The 14031-nt window shown below is 71.8% G+C and carries 12 protein-coding genes; 6 read left to right on the top strand and 6 right to left on the bottom strand.

Going from position 1 to position 14031, the window contains the following annotated elements:
• Positions 1-42 precede the first annotated feature (42 nt).
• Genes ACQYVW_RS04030 through ACQYVW_RS04020 form a run of 3 tightly spaced genes read right to left on the bottom strand, consistent with a single transcriptional unit; the run spans position 43 to position 2417 of the window.
• The gene (locus tag ACQYVW_RS04030; protein ID WP_434934316.1) at positions 43-861 is read right to left on the bottom strand and encodes a putative signal transducing protein; all 819 of its coding nucleotides are present in this window, start codon (positions 859-861) and stop codon (positions 43-45) included.
• A 48-nt stretch (positions 862-909) separates the two neighbouring features.
• On the bottom strand, positions 910-1809 hold the full coding sequence (tesB, locus tag ACQYVW_RS04025) for an acyl-CoA thioesterase II (RefSeq protein WP_434934315.1): 900 nt from the start codon (positions 1807-1809) through the stop codon (positions 910-912).
• Positions 1810-1847: 38 nt separating this feature from the next.
• A complete protein-coding gene (locus tag ACQYVW_RS04020) occupies positions 1848-2417 on the bottom strand; it encodes an N-acetylmuramoyl-L-alanine amidase (protein WP_434934314.1) in 570 nt (189 codons plus the stop codon).
• A 61-nt stretch (positions 2418-2478) separates the two neighbouring features.
• Here ACQYVW_RS04020 and ACQYVW_RS04015 point away from each other — a divergent pair, with 61 nt between their 5' ends.
• The 6 genes from ACQYVW_RS04015 (at position 2479) to ACQYVW_RS03990 (ending at position 9155) form a co-directional block, all read left to right on the top strand.
• Positions 2479-2940 (top strand): MOSC domain-containing protein, encoded by a 462-nt coding sequence (locus ACQYVW_RS04015; protein ID WP_434934342.1) that lies wholly within the window; start codon positions 2479-2481, stop codon positions 2938-2940.
• Entirely contained in the window at positions 2937-3467 is a 531-nt protein-coding gene (locus tag ACQYVW_RS04010) for a hypothetical protein (RefSeq protein WP_434934313.1), read from the top strand. The genes ACQYVW_RS04015 and ACQYVW_RS04010 overlap by 4 nt, the downstream gene beginning before the upstream one ends.
• A 176-nt stretch (positions 3468-3643) precedes the next feature.
• Positions 3644-5254, top strand: a complete 1611-nt coding sequence (locus ACQYVW_RS04005; RefSeq protein ID WP_434946114.1) for an ATP-binding cassette domain-containing protein — start codon at positions 3644-3646, stop codon at positions 5252-5254.
• Positions 5255-5339: 85 nt separating this feature from the next.
• Positions 5340-7478, top strand: coding sequence for a bifunctional 23S rRNA (guanine(2069)-N(7))-methyltransferase RlmK/23S rRNA (guanine(2445)-N(2))-methyltransferase RlmL (gene rlmKL, locus ACQYVW_RS04000; protein ID WP_434946113.1), 2139 nt, complete (start codon positions 5340-5342; stop codon positions 7476-7478).
• A 111-nt stretch (positions 7479-7589) separates the two neighbouring features.
• Positions 7590-8450, top strand: coding sequence for a pirin family protein (locus ACQYVW_RS03995; protein WP_434936221.1), 861 nt, complete (start codon positions 7590-7592; stop codon positions 8448-8450).
• A gap of 258 nt (positions 8451-8708) precedes the next feature.
• Positions 8709-9155, top strand: a complete 447-nt coding sequence (locus ACQYVW_RS03990; protein WP_434936219.1) for a hypothetical protein — start codon at positions 8709-8711, stop codon at positions 9153-9155.
• A 61-nt stretch (positions 9156-9216) separates the two neighbouring features.
• Here ACQYVW_RS03990 and ACQYVW_RS03985 read toward each other — a convergent pair whose 3' ends face one another.
• The 3 genes from ACQYVW_RS03985 to mfd all read right to left on the bottom strand — a co-directional run bounded on the left by ACQYVW_RS03985 (position 9217) and on the right by mfd (position 13899).
• Complete coding sequence (locus ACQYVW_RS03985) at positions 9217-9651, bottom strand: hypothetical protein (RefSeq protein ID WP_434946112.1); 435 nt, start codon at positions 9649-9651, stop codon at positions 9217-9219.
• Between the two features lie 145 nt (positions 9652-9796).
• Complete coding sequence (locus ACQYVW_RS03980) at positions 9797-10360, bottom strand: phosphoglycerate mutase family protein (protein WP_434936215.1); 564 nt, start codon at positions 10358-10360, stop codon at positions 9797-9799.
• A 5-nt stretch (positions 10361-10365) separates the two neighbouring features.
• Entirely contained in the window at positions 10366-13899 is a 3534-nt protein-coding gene (gene mfd, locus ACQYVW_RS03975; protein ID WP_434946111.1) for a transcription-repair coupling factor, read from the bottom strand.
• Between the last annotated feature and the right edge of the window lie 132 nt (positions 13900-14031).

Here is a 14031-nt window from a genome sequence, read left to right as displayed (position 1 = left end):
TGGCGTCAGGAGGGGACGGCCGGGCGGCAACCGATGTGACCGTCAGCGTGGATCGGCGATCAGCCAGTCGTCGCCATCGCGGCGCACGTCCAGCCTGCGGCTGGTCGGCGTCGCATCGTCGCGGGAGGTGACCAGTTCCACCGTCCCCACCCCCGAGCCGTCGGTGCGGTAGTCGGACACCGCGACGCGCTGCGTGGGGCGGTCGGCGGGGCAGGTCGAAGCCGGGAACGGATCCAGGCCGGCCGCGCGCGCGATGGCGAGCACGGCGTCGTCTGGATCCTGCCCGTCCAGCGACAGGCACAGCACCGCGTCCGGCGCCTGCGCCCGGGCGGCCACGCCCAAGGCGACCGCAAGCGCGGGCGGGGTGGGGATGCGATGGACGGTGTCGGCGGTGCTGATTGCCTGCAGCGAGGGGTCAAGTGCCACGTCGGCCGCCGCGTTGGCCGGCGCGCGCGGCGCGGGCAGGTCCCAGCCCGGGTTGCGGAACTGGTTGAGCCACAGCGCCAGCGCGACCGCGGACACGATGATCAGGCCGAGGCCCAGCCGCGTGCGTCGCTTCGGTGCGGCCGCGCGTGCAGCGTGGCCGGTGGCCGGCAGGAAGCTCGAGGGATTGGCAGGCGTGGCTTCCAGCAGTCCAGCCGCGTGCAGCAACTGACGCGCGCGCGGCTGGTCGTCCGAGCGCACCACCCACACCGCGGCGCGCGAGGCGAGGTCGCCGCTTTCGCGGTAGCTGAAGCCGCCGCGGATCGAACGCCGGTAGCGCTGGCCGTCCTCGATGCGCACCTCGATGCCCTCGTCGGCGAGCAGCTTCGCCACCGCCTGCACGTTCTCGATACGCGCGCTGCTGAAGACCTGGCGCATGTCAGCAGGCGCCCCGGCTGCAGATGCGCGGCTGCGCTGTCCAGGTGCTCACCGGCTGCTCCCGGTCGCGGCGGGATCGGAGGCCGCCTGGGCCACCACGCGGATCATGCCTTCCTGCGCGGTGCTGGCGACCAGGCGCCCGTCGCGCGAGAAGATCTGCCCGCGCGCCAGTCCGCGCGCGCCCTGCGCGCTGGGGCTGTCGATCGCGTACAGCAGCCAGTCGTCGGCGCGGAAGGGGCGATGGAACCACAGCGCGTGGTCGAGCGAGGCCATCTGCACGTTGGGCTGGTAGTAGCTGATGCCGTGCGGGAAGGTCGCGGTGCCGAGCAGGTGGAAATCCGAGGCGTAGGCGAGCAGGGCGCGATGCAGCTCGGCGCCGTCGCCGACCCGCTCCGACAGCCGGAACCAGACATGGTTGAACGGCGGTTGCCGCGCCGGCTCCAGGTCGTTGCGCGGATGCACCTGGCGGAACTCGAACGGGCCGGCGCGGTCGAGCCAGCGCCGCACCTTGCTCGGCAGCGTGGCCAGCACTTCGGGCGGCGGCGGATCGGGCGGGCGGATGTCCTCCGGCGCCGGCACCTGCGGCATCGGCGGCTGGTGTTCGGCGCCGTCCTCGGCTTCCTGGAACGAGGCCGCGCAGAAGAAGATCACCTTGCCGTGCTGGATCGCGGTGACCCGGCGCACCGAGAAACTGCCGCCGTCGCGGGTGCGGTCGACGTGGTAGACGATCGGGTGCTCGACGTTGCCTGCGCGCAGGAAATAGGCGTGCAGCGAATGCGCCGGCCGGGGCTCGGGCATGGTCGCCTGCGCCGCGGACAGCGCCTGGCCCAGCACCTGGCCGCCGAACACGTACTTGGTGCCGATGTCGCGGCTCTGGCCGCGGAACAGGTCGTCCTCCAGGCGTTCGAGCGAAAGCAGTTCGATCAGTTCGGACACGGAGGAGTTCATGCGGTCGATTATACGGGCCGCCACCGTGGCGCCGTGGCCTACGGGATGCGGCGCAGCCCGCAGGACTCCAGGACCCGCGGCCAGGGAAACAGCGGCCCCGGATCGCGCTTGCGCGGGACCAGCACGGAAGGATCGTCGCTGGCCGGAACGCGCGCGGTGTCCAGATCTTCGTGCCCGGCAATGCGGGCCAGGGCCGGCAGCGTGGCGCGCAGCTGCGCGAGCAGCGCCAGCAGCGCTTCGATCTGCGCGTCGGGATAGGGTTCGTCCATGGCCTGGTGACCAGCGTCGAGCCAGCGTGGCCAGCGACCGCGGTTGACCAGTTCGATGCCCACCGACTCGGCGTTGCGCCCGCGTACGTGATGGGCGATGCGGGTGGGCGGCACGTACTCGACGATGCGTCCGCCGCGGTCGATGTACCAGTGGCCGCTGTTGCCGGTGCCGCTGTCGTAGAGCGCGCGCTCGCCGTACTCGCGCGCGGTGGCCAGGTCGGGCAGTTCGGTGCAGTGGATCACCACCAGTTCGACGACCGCCACGGCCCGTGCCTCCAGGCGCTCGACATAGGGCAGATGCTGGCGTTCGATGCCGGGGCCGGCGGGCGAGAGAGGCATCGGCCGATGCTAGCATTGCGCGATGAAACTGCCGCCGCCCGGAACCGAGTTGCACCGCCTGATGACGCAGTTTCCGCGCGCTGGCGCGGTCGACTGGATCGGGCTGCGGCCCGCCCGCGACGTGGCCATGCACGCGGTGGAAGCGGCCGAGGCGGTGGCGGGTGCGGGCCTGGTCGGCGACCGCTATCGTGGCGGCAGCGGCAAGCGTGGCGTCACCCTGATCCAGGCCGAGCATCTGCCGGCGATCGCGGCGCTGGCCGGGCACGCTTCGATTCCGGCGGCCACGCTGCGCCGGAATCTGGTGGTGTCCGGCATCGCACTGGCGGCGCTCAAGGGCAACCGCTTCCGCATCGGCGAGGTGCTGCTCGAAGGCACCGACAGTTGCGATCCCTGTTCGCGCATGGAGGCCGCGCTGGGACCCGGCGGGTACAACGCGCTGCGCGGCATGGGCGGACTGTGCGCGCGCATCCTCGAAGGCGGCAGCCTGCGCCTCGGCGACCGGGTGGAGTGGGTCGAGGCATGAGCCTGCGCGGACACTGCATCCTCTCGCATGGCTTCGAGAGCGGTCCCGACGCGACCAAGGTGACCGCACTGGCCGAGGTGGCCGAGCGCCTGGGCTGGAGCCACGAGCGGCCCGACTACACCGATCTCGACGCGCGGCTGGAGGTCAGCCGGGTCGGCGACGTGCTGGCGCGCGTGGAGCGCCTGGCGCAGCGCGCGGCCGCCGCTGCCGCGCGCGGCCCGCTGGTGTTGGCGGGATCGAGCCTCGGCGCGTGGATCTCCGGCCAGGTCTCGCTGCGCGTGCCGGTGCGCGCGCTGTTCCTGATGGCCCCGCCGGTGCGGATGGGCGAGGCGCCGCCGCTGCAGGGCGCCGACGTGCCGACCAGCATCGTCCACGGCTGGCACGACGAGCTGATCGCTGCCGACGAAGTCGTGCGCTGGGCCGGCGCGCGCAATGCCACCCTGCTGCTGGTCGACGATGCGCACCGCCTCGCCGGCAGCGTGCAGGCCACGGCGGACGCCTTCCACGCGCTGCTGTCCCGCGTCTGACCGGCGGCGCGGGAAGGCGTCCCCGCGCGGCCCGCAGGTCCGTTTCCTGCGCTAGTCTGTACGCCAGACCCGCCAGGAGTTCCACGCCCATGCGCCACTGAGTGCCGCCGTCGCCAGACGGCCAGGCTCCCGCCGTCCCAGGACGCGGGCCCCAGGCATTCGATGTGGAGGTGCGCATGGCCGGTCCCCGGCTTGCATTGAACGCGGTGTCGTTCGTCCTGCCCGACGGCAGGTCCCTGTTCCAGTCCCTAGATCTCGTACTCGATGACGTGTCCACCGGCCTGGTGGGGCGCAACGGCGTGGGCAAGAGCGTGCTGGCCCGCATCGTCGCCGGAGAGCTGGCGCCCGCCAGCGGACGGCGCGAGGGCGATGCGCGCGTGTACTACCTGCCGCAGCAGGTGCAGGTCGCGCCCGGGCAGAGCGTGGCCGGCCTGATGGGCTGCGGGTCGGCGCTGGCGGCGCTGGCGCGCATCGAGGGCGGCAGCGTCGATGCACGCGACTTCGAGCTGCTGGGCGACCGCTGGACCCTGCGTGAGCAGGTCGGCGAGGCGCTGGCGCAGGCAGGGCTGGGCGGCCTGGATCCATCGCGTCCGGCGGCCACGCTCAGTGGCGGCGAGGCCATGCGCGCGGCGCTGGCGGGCGCGTGGCTGTCGGACGCCGACCTGCTGGTACTCGACGAACCGGGCAACCACCTCGACCTCGGTCAGCGCGCCGCGCTCGACGCGCGCCTGCGCGGGTGGCGCCGGGGCCTGCTGCTGGTCAGCCATGACCGCGACCTGCTCGATGGCATGCAGCGCATCGTGGAACTCTCGTCCGCGGGGCTGCGCAGCTATGGCGGCAACCACGCATTCTACCTGCGCCAGCGCGCCGCCGAGCAGGTTGCGGCCGCCGCTTCCCTCGATCAGGCCCGGCTCGAGCACCGGCGACTGCAGGCGCGGCAGCGCGAGCAGCGCGAGCGCGCGCAGCGCCGGCAGGCGCGCGCCGGCCGGGCGGCCAGGCAGGCCAACCAGGCCCCGATCCTGCTGGGCCTGGCGAAGTCGCGCAGCGAGGCCAGCAGCGGGCGGCTCGAGGCGCAGCACTCGCAGCAGCAGGCGCAGTCGCTGGCGAGGATGCGCGAGGCGTCGGCGGCGCTGGAGGCGGCGCCCGTGCTGGCGCTGCGCGTCGACGCGGCGGGAGCGGACGCACGCGTGGTCGTGCGCTGCGAGCAGGCGGTGCTGGCGCACGTCGCGGCCACGCGGGTGGGCCTGGACCTGGTGCTGACCGCACGCCACCGGGTCGGTGTGGTCGGCCCGAACGGCAGCGGCAAGTCGAGCCTGCTGCGGGCGCTGGCCGGACGCCAGAGGGCCGTGTCCGGCCGCATCGTCGCGAACGGGCGGGTGGCGCTGTTCGACCAGCGGCTCGACGGACTGGACGCCGCGCGTTCACCACTGCAGAACCTGCAGGCCGCCAACCCCTCGCTGCCCGAGGCGGAGGCGCGCGGTCGCCTTGCCCTGCTGGGGCTGGATGCGGACCTGGCCCGCGCGCCCTGCGGGCGGCTGAGCGGCGGCGAACGGGTGAAGGCCGCGCTGGCCTGCGTGGTCTACGCACGGACGCCGCCGGACCTGCTCCTGCTCGATGAGCCGGGCAACCACCTGGACCTCGATGCGCTGGAGACGCTGGAGCGGATGCTGCAGCAGTATCGCGGCGGCCTGGTGCTGGTCTCGCACGATCGGAACCTGCTCGAGAACGCCGGGCTGGAGCACCGGATCGACACCGGCGCCGCGCCGTGGCGGCTTGCACCGTGGTGATCGCGCCGCGCCGGATGTGGCGACACGGCCCTTGCGGCAGAATGTCGCCTCGACGGCGCCCACGCCGGTCCGGCAGGAAAACCCCTTGAAATTCTTCGTTTCGTGCGCCAAAGGCCTCGAGTACCTGCTCGTGGACGAGCTGCTCGCGCTCGGTTGCGCACAGGCCACGGCCGCCGTGGCCGGCGCCAATGTGGAAGGCACGCTGCGCGATGCGCAGCGGACCGTGCTGTTCTCGCGCCTGGCCAGCCGCGTGCTGTGGCCGCTGGCCGACTACGACTGCGCCGACGAGCACGCGCTGTATGCCGGCGCCCGCGCGCTGGACTGGACCGCGCAGCTGGACGCCGGCATGACCCTGGCGGTGGACGCGCACGTCTCCGGCAGCGCGATCACCCATGCGCGCTATGCGGCGCAGCGGCTCAAGGACGCGGTGGTCGATACGCTGCGCGAGACCACCGGCGCCCGTCCGGACGTGGACGTGGAGTCGCCGGACCTGCGCCTGAGCCTGGTGGTGCGCAAGGGCCGCGCGATCGTGTCGGTGGACCTGTCCGGCGGGCCGATGCACCGGCGCGGCTGGCGCCAGGCGCAGGGCGATGCGCCGCTGAAGGAAAACCTGGCCGCGGCCGTGCTGCTGCGCGGCGGCTGGCCCGCGCTGTATGCCCAGGGCGGCGGCCTGCTCGACCCGATGTGCGGCAGCGGCACCCTGCTGATCGAGGGTGCGCTGATGGCGGCCGACGTGGCCCCTGGACTGTTGCGCCATGGCGAGCGCGCGCCGAGCCGCTGGCGCGGTTTCGACATGGCCGCGTGGAGCGAACTGGTGGCCGAGGCCAGCACCCGCGAACGTGCTGGTCGCGCGGCGCTGCGTCCGGTGTTCGAGGGGCGCGATCTCGATCCGCAGGCGATCCGCAACGCGCGCGAGAACGCCACCGCGGCGGGCCTGCGCGATGCGATCGGCTTCGAGGTCGGCGATATCGCGACGCTGCCGGCGCAGTCGAGCGGGCGCGGCCTGGTGGTCTGCAACCCCCCCTACGACGCGCGCCTGGCGGCCGATCCCGGGCTGTACCGCAGCCTGGGCAATGCCCTGTCGCAGGCCGTGCCGGACTGGCGCGCCAGCCTGCTGTGCGGCGACCGCGAACTGGCCTTCGCCAGCGGCCTGCGCGCGAAGAAGAGCTACCAGCTGTTCAACGGCGCGCTCGAATGCACCCTGATCGTCTGCGACCCGGTGCGGCCGCCGGCACGCGCGCAGGCCGAGCCGCGCGAGCTGGGGGAAGGCGCGCGCATGGTCGCCAACCGCCTGCGCAAGACGCTCAAAGCTTCGAAGTCCTGGCGTGCGCGCGAGCGCGTGGACTGTTTCCGCGCCTACGATGCCGACATTCCCGAGTATGCCGCCGCGATCGACGTCTACACCGAACTGGGCAGCGGCACGCGCTGGCTGCACGTGCAGGAGTACGCCGCGCCGGCCGAGATTCCCGAGGCGGTGACGCACAAGCGCTTCGGCGAGCTGCTGGCCGGTGCCGCGGACGCGCTCGAAGTGCCGCGCGAGCGCATCGCGGTCAAGACGCGCGCCAGAGGCAAGGGCGGCAGCAAGTACGGGCACTTCGCCCATCGGGGCGAGTTCCTGACCGTGCGCGAGGGCGAGGCGCGCCTGCGGGTGAACCTGTTCGACTACCTCGATACCGGCCTGTTCCTCGACCACCGCCCGCTGCGCCTGGACCTGGCCGCCGAGGCCCGGGACAAGCGCTTCCTCAACCTGTTCTGCTACACCGGGGCGGCGACCGTGCAGGCGGCGGTAGGTGGCGCGGCGCAGACCACCAGCGTCGATCTGTCGGCCACCTATCTCGAGTGGCTGGCCGACAACCTGCGTGAGAACGCCATTGGCGGCACCCGCCACCGTATCGCCCAGGCCGATGCCATGGCCTGGCTGCGTGCCGACCGCAGCGAGTACGACCTGGTGTTCTGCGACCCGCCCACCTTCTCCAACTCCGCGCGCGCCGAAGATTTCGACGTGCAGCGTTCGCACGTGGAACTGCTGCAGCTGGCGGTGGCGCGGCTGTCGTACGGCGGTGTCTTGTACTTCTCCAACAACTTCCGGCGCTTCCGCCTCGACACCGACGCGGTGTCGGGCTTCGCCGAGATCGAGGAGATCAGCGCGGCGACCATTCCGCCCGACTTCGCGCGCAACCCGCGGATCCATCGAACCTGGCGGCTGCGCGCGCGCCCGCGATGACGGCGTGGATGGGACAATGATCCATTATTGGGCGTCATGGTTCTATTTGCGTAAGCAATAGACGACCTGAACCGGCGCATAGTGGCGCCAGTCCACGAGAGGGCGCAGCCCATGAGCAGCATCGACCCCATCCGTTATGCCCGCATCGCCCGCAAGGTCCGCGGCACGCCCGCGTCCGACGGGGCGGGCGTGAAGCTGACCCGCGTCATCGGCGGCGCCGAGCTGCCCGACCTCGATCCGTTCCTGCTGCTCGACGAGTTCGGCACCGACCGGCCCGAGGACTATCTGGCCGGTTTCCCCAGCCATCCGCACCGCGGGTTCGAGACGGTCACCTACATGCTCGACGGCCGCATGCGCCACAAGGACAATCACGGCAACGAGGGCCTGCTGGTGCCCGGCAGCGTGCAGTGGATGACCGCAGGCCGTGGCCTGGTGCATTCGGAGATGCCCGAGCAGGAGGAGGGCCGCATGCGCGGCTTCCAGCTCTGGGTGAACCTGCCTGCCAGGGAGAAGATGGCTGCGCCTCGCTACCAGGAATTCCCGCCGGCCGAACTGCCGGTGGTGGCGCCCGCGCCGGGCGTGTCGGTCAAGCTGATCGCCGGCGAGGTGGATGGCGTGCATGGACCGATCTCGCAGCCCGCCACCGAACCGCTCTACCTCGACATTGCGCTCGAGGCGGGCGCTGGGTGGCTGTATGCCCTGCCGGCCGGACACAACGTCTTCGCCTACGCCTTCGAAGGAGAGGTGCTGCTGGGCCACGAAGAGGATGCGCGCGCGCTCGCCGCGCAGGAGATGGCGGTGCTGGGCGGTGGCGATGTGCTGGGCCTGAGCGCGGGGGAGCAGGGCGCGCGGCTGATCCTGGTCGGTGGGCGGCCGCTGCGTGAGCCGGTCGTGCGCCATGGTCCGTTCGTGATGAACACCCGGCAGGAGATCATGCAGGCCTTCGTCGACTACCAGGAAGGGCGCTTCTGAGCGATCGGACCGCTGCAACGACAGAAGCCGGGCATGCCCGGCTTCTTCGTGTCCTGGCGGTGGGCGTGCCGCCTGCCGCAAGGCAGCTCATGCGGCAATGCAGCAGGCGTCGCCGGACGGCGTGGGTATAGTGGGTTCCGGAAACGGATTTCCATTCCCCCAGCAGGCTGTTACCTCCCACGGTACGGTTGCGGTGCGGCACTTCCCCCATGCACGACTGTGACCTCGTGTCCCTTCGCTTCATGGAGTCCATTCCCGATGAGAACGACGTCCCTGCTGCTGGCCGGCCTGCTCTGGTCGAGCCATGCGACCGCGCAGGCGGCCGAAGAGAACTGCCCCGAACTGCCCGCAGGTGCGGCCCTGGCCTGGGAAGTGGCGCATGGCCCCGACTTCGTGTTCTGCAAGGCCATCAGCCAGGCCGATGGCAGCCAGGCGTTCTCGGTGATGCTCGGGCCTGACCCGCTGTTCCGCGCCGATCGCGCGCTGCGCGAGAACGATGCGGTGATCGACGGGCACAAGGTGCGCTGGTATCGCGGGGATATCGCAACCCGCCGGGAAGTGCAGGTGCGCGAGACGCTGGTGGAACTGGGCCGGCGCAGCAATGCGCACATCGTCGTGCGCGCCGACAGCGAAGAGCGCCTGGCGCACAACCTGCAACTGGCCCAGGCCCTGCGCTTCCGGGACATCGCCGTCGGCGGCGATTGACCTGCGCCGTCGGTGGCGCGCGCGGGCGCGGACCCGAGCGGCGACGTACTGCCGTCAGGAACTAGTGGCTGCCGAGCCGGGTGTCGCCGAAGCGCAGCGCTTCGGCGATGCGCCGGCTTTCGGCCAGCTGTTCATCGTTCTCCGCCCGCAGCACGATGTGGGCGAACAGGTCGTCGTCGAGCTCGACCGCGGTTTCGCGCACGATCGTGTTGCTGGCCGCCACCTCGCCGCGATACCAGCGCACTTCGTGGCCATCGATCTCTCCGCGCTCTTCGCGCAGCGACATGCGTTCGCGCATGGGCGATTCGTCGCGCAGCATCACCGAAAACGCCTGGCTGCCGTCGGCCTCGCGCATGGCGCGGCAATACAGGAACCCCGCGCCTTCGGACACTTCCCAGGCCAGCCCGCTGGCGGGCGGCAGCTCCGGGCAGGGGCCCGACTGGGCGACGGCCTGCAGCGGCAACAGCAGGGCGGCAAACGGAATCCAGCGCATCATGTCGGGCGGTCCATGCAAGGGGGACCGTCCGACCATGCCATGACCGTCGCGATGATGCAATGCACCAAAAGCGACCGGCGTCGCTGTTCGTGCGGCGCGGACCCCAGGCCGGCGCGGAAGCGGCCCCATCCGCCCGGCCAGGCGCTCAGTAGCGGTCGGTATCCAGCCGCGCGCTGCCATCGGCACCGATGCGCACGGTGCTGATCCGGTCGTACTCGGCCTCCGACATCGCGTCGGCCTCGCAGGAACACAGGGCCGCGACGATCGGCGGAACCGTATTGCTGTGCCCTGCGACCAGCACCGTGCCTCCACGGTGAGCGTCGAGTAGACGAGCGGCGAATGCGCTGGCCGGTTCGCGCGGGTCGTAGAGCCGCGGGGCGAGGCCATGCATCGCCGCCGTCGGCGCCACGGTCTGCCGGGTGCGGCGCAGGTCGGTGCTGTAGATCGCCAGCACCTGCTCGCCGGCCAGGCGCTGCGCCAGCGCTTCGGCCCGCTGCCGGCCGGCCGCGCTCAGCTCCGGATCGGGATCGTCCGCCGATGCCTTTTCCGCATGCCGCACGATCACCAAGCGCAGCTCATCGGCCGGGCGGGGAGCCGGCGGCATGCCCGCGCAGCCGGCCAGCACCAGCGCGATCAGGGGCAGCGACAGCCAGCGGCTGCCCAGGGTGCGACGGGCGCTGTCGCGACCTGCCGCGATGGCGGAACGCATGCGGTTCACTGGCGGCCTCCGGCGGCCGCGCCCGAAGGCGCCAGCGCGAGCAGCAGCCCGCGTGCGGCCTTCGACCGCGTGTCGAAATCCGGCAGTTCCAGGGTGATGCGCAACTTGTCCGGCCCGTCCATCCGGTAGTGCTTCGGCTGGCCCTGGATCAGGCGGATCACGCCCATCGGGTCGACCGCGGGCTGGTCGGTGAACTGCAGGCGGCCACCGGCTTCGCCGAGGTCGAGCTTGCGCACGCCCAGGCGGGTGGCCTGCTGCTTGAGTTCGGCGATCGCGAACAGGTGCCTGGCCGGATCCGGCAGCAGGCCGAAGCGGTCGATCATCTCCACCTGCAGCTCCCGCAGTTCCTCGGTATCGCGCGCCGAACTGATGCGCTTGTACAGGGTCAGGCGCGTGTGCACGTCGGGCAGGTAATCCTCGGGGATCAGCGCCGGCACGTGCAATTCGACCTCGGCGCCGCGGTAGGCCGGCTCGTCCACGTCGGGCAGCTTGCCCTGGCGGATGCTGCGTACCGCGCGCTCCAGCAGCTCGGTGTACAGGCTGAAGCCGACCTCCGCCATCTGCCCGCTCTGGTCCTCGCCCAGCAGTTCGCCGGCGCCGCGGATCTCCAGGTCGTGCGTGGCCAAGGTGAAGCCAGCGCCCAACTCGTCCATCGAGGCGATGGCCTCGAGCCGCTTCTGCGCATCGCTGGTGATCGAGCGCTGGTCGGGCACCACCAGGTAGGCGTAGGCGCGGTGGTGCGAGCGGCCGACGCGGCCGCGCAGCTGGTGCAGCTGGGCCAGGCCGAACTTGTCGGCGCGGTTGATGATGATGGTGTTGGCGTTGGGGATGTCGATGCCGGACTCGATGATGGTCGAGCACAGCAGCACGTTGAAGCGCTGCTTGTGGAAATCGAGCATCACCCGCTCCAGCTCGCGCTCGGGCATCTGGCCATGGGCGATGCCGATGCGCGCGTCCGGAACCAGTTCCTGCAGCTGGCGCTGCATGCGGCCGATGCTCTCCACGTCGTTGTGCAGGAAATAGACCTGTCCGCCGCGCGCCAGCTCGCGCTGGAAGGCCTCGCGCAGCATGGCGTCGTCCCAGGCGTGGACGAAGGTCTGCACCGCCAGGCGGTGCGCCGGCGGGGTGGCGATGATCGACAGGTCGCGCAGCCCGGCCATGGCCATGTTGAGCGTGCGCGGGATCGGGGTGGCGGTGAGGGTAAGCAGGTGCACGTTGGCGCGCAGCGCCTTGAGCGCCTCCTTCTGGCGCACGCCGAAGCGCTGCTCCTCGTCGACGATCACCAGGCCGAGGTCCTTGAAGCGCACGTCCTTCTGCAGCAGGCGATGGGTGCCGACGATCACGTCGATCGTGCCCTCGGCCAGCTTGTCGATCTCGGCCTTGATCTCCTTGGTGCTCTTGAAGCGCGACAGCACCTCGACCTTGAGCGGCCAGTCGGCGAAGCGGTCACGGAAGTTGCGGTAGTGCTGCTCGGCCAGCAGGGTGGTCGGCACCAGTACCGCCACCTGCTTGCCCGCGGCCGCGGCGACGAAGGCCGCGCGCACCGCGACTTCGGTCTTGCCGAAGCCGACATCGCCGCAGACCACGCGGTCCATCGGCTGGCTGGAGCCGAGGTCCCGGATCACCGCTTCGATCGCGGCGTGCTGGTCGGGCGTCTCCTCGAACGGGAAGGCCGCGGCGAAAGGCTCGTACATGGCGCGGTCGACCTGCAGCGCGAGGCCGGCGCGGGCCTGGCGCTTGGCCTGGATCTCGAGCAGTTCGGCGGCGACGTCGCGCACCTTCTCCTGCGCCTTGCGCTTGGCCTTCGTCCACTGCTCGCCGCCGAGGTTGTGCAGCGGCGCGGTCTCGGGCGAGGCGCCGGAGTAGCGGCTGACCAGGTGCAGCTGCGCCACCGGCACGTACAGGCGGTCGCCCTTGGCGTATTCGATGTCGAGGTATTCGCCGGGCTGGCCGCCGGCCTCCAGGGTCACCAGGCCGCGGTAGCGGCCGACGCCGTGGTCCTCGTGCACGATCGGCGCGCCCTCGCTGAGTTCGCCGAGGTCGCGGATGATCGCCTCGGGCTCGCGGCCGGCGCGCTTGCGGCGGCGCGGCTGCGCGGCGCGCTCGGGGAACAGCTGGCGTTCGGTGAGGACGGCGATCGCGCCGTCGCCCGCCGCCGCGTCCGCATCGAGTGCGAAGCCGTCCTCGAGCGGCGCGACCGCGATCGCAAAGCGGCCTTCGGGGCCGCGGCCGCCGGCATTGGAGCCGCCCTTCAGGAAGTCCGCGAATCCCGTCAGAACGGCAGGCTTGAGGCCGGCCGCGTCGAGCATCTCGAGCAGGGCTTCGCGCCGGCCGGCCGAGTCGGCGGCCACCAGCACGCGGCCGGGGTAGCTGGCCAGGAAGGCCTTGAGCGCGGCGCCCGGTTCGCTGTGGCGCAGGGCCAGCGGGAGCGACGGCGCGGGCTGGTCGCCGGGTGCCATCGCCTGCGCATGGCGCGCGTGCGAGTCCGGGCACAGTTCGATGCGGTGGCCGGCGTTGAGCTGCTCGCGCAGCGCCTCGGGCGACATCCACAGTTCCTGCGGCGGCAGGATCGGGCGCTCGATGTCGTGGCGCAGTTGCTCGTAACGCTCGCCGGCCTGCTTCCAGAAATGGTCGGCCGCTTCCAGCGCTCCCTCGTCGACCAGCGGCAGGAAGCCGGGGGCCAGATAATCGAACAGGGTGGCGGTGGCGTCGAAGAACAGCGGGAGGTAGTACTCGATGCCGGCCGGTGCGATGCCGGCGCGCAGGTCCTGCATCAGCGCGCTGCGCCGCGCATCGACGTCGAAACGGTCGCGCAGCGCGTCGAGCGCGTCGCCCAGTGCGTCGGCGTCGGTGGGAACTTCGCGGCCCGGCAGCATGCGCACGGCGTCGACCTTGTCCAGCGAACGCTGGGTCTCCGGGTCGAAGGCGCGGATGGTTTCGATGCTGTCGTCGAGCAGCTCGATGCGGTAGGGCTCGGACGCGCCCATCGGGTAGACGTCCAGCAGCCCGCCACGCACGGCGAACTCGCCCGGATCGAACACCTGCGGCACGTTGCGGTAGCCGGCGCCGTCGAGGCGGCGCTTCTCCGCGTCCAGGTCGAGGGTCTGGCCCACGCGCACGTCGAACGCGCTGCCGACCGCGTAGCGCAACGGCGGCAGGCGCTGCAGCAGGGTCTGCACCGGCACGATCACGATCGCCCGCTTCCGCAACGAGGGCAGGCGCAGCAGCGTGGACAGGCGCTGGGAGATGATGTCCGGGTGCGGGCTGAAGCGGTCCCAGGGCAGCGTTTCCCAGTCGGGGAACGGGATCACCGGCAGGTCGGGATCCGCGCCGAGCAGGGTGTGGAGGTCGGACTCGAGCTGGTGGGCGGCGTGGTTGTCGCGCGCGATCAGCAGCAGCGGGGCGGCATGGGCGCGCGCCGCACGCGCGGCATGCCAGGCCAGGGCGCTGCGGCTGGCCGGCACGCGCCACCAGGCGCGCGGCTGGCCGGCGCGCGGCAGGAGGGCGGAAAGAGTGTCCTTTGGGGGCATTGCACCTGGATCCGGAAAAGCACGACCGCGCCGGCAACGGCGTTGCCAGCGTGCGAAAGACGCGATTTTACCCCGCGTGCCCGGAAGCCAGGCGCGGCGGGGGCGTGGACGGGGCCACGTCCAGCCGCCGCT

Source organism: Luteimonas campi, assembly GCF_051162505.1.
Taxonomy (GTDB): Bacteria; Pseudomonadota; Gammaproteobacteria; order Xanthomonadales; family Xanthomonadaceae; genus Luteimonas.
Note: the sequence above shows the minus strand (reverse complement) of the source record. Positions and strands in the feature narration are given on the sequence as shown.

Bases quoted from the DNA above. Each gene is read 5' to 3' on its own strand.
- ACQYVW_RS04030 (WP_434934316.1), bottom strand. From the start codon at position 861: ATGCGCCAGGTCTTCAGCAGCGCGCGTATCGAGAACGTGCAGGCGGTG.
- tesB (WP_434934315.1), bottom strand. From the start codon at position 1,809: ATGAACTCCTCCGTGTCCGAACTGATCGAACTGCTTTCGCTCGAACGC.
- ACQYVW_RS04020 (WP_434934314.1), bottom strand. From the start codon at position 2,417: ATGCCTCTCTCGCCCGCCGGCCCCGGCATCGAACGCCAGCATCTGCCC.
- ACQYVW_RS04015 (WP_434934342.1), top strand. From the start codon at position 2,479: ATGACGCAGTTTCCGCGCGCTGGCGCGGTCGACTGGATCGGGCTGCGG.
- ACQYVW_RS04010 (WP_434934313.1), top strand. From the start codon at position 2,937: ATGAGCCTGCGCGGACACTGCATCCTCTCGCATGGCTTCGAGAGCGGT.
- ACQYVW_RS04005 (WP_434946114.1), top strand. From the start codon at position 3,644: ATGGCCGGTCCCCGGCTTGCATTGAACGCGGTGTCGTTCGTCCTGCCC.
- ACQYVW_RS03995 (WP_434936221.1), top strand. From the start codon at position 7,590: ATGAGCAGCATCGACCCCATCCGTTATGCCCGCATCGCCCGCAAGGTC.
- ACQYVW_RS03990 (WP_434936219.1), top strand. From the start codon at position 8,709: ATGAGAACGACGTCCCTGCTGCTGGCCGGCCTGCTCTGGTCGAGCCAT.
- ACQYVW_RS03985 (WP_434946112.1), bottom strand. From the start codon at position 9,651: ATGATGCGCTGGATTCCGTTTGCCGCCCTGCTGTTGCCGCTGCAGGCC.
- ACQYVW_RS03980 (WP_434936215.1), bottom strand. From the start codon at position 10,360: ATGCGTTCCGCCATCGCGGCAGGTCGCGACAGCGCCCGTCGCACCCTG.
- mfd (WP_434946111.1), bottom strand. From the start codon at position 13,899: ATGCCCCCAAAGGACACTCTTTCCGCCCTCCTGCCGCGCGCCGGCCAG.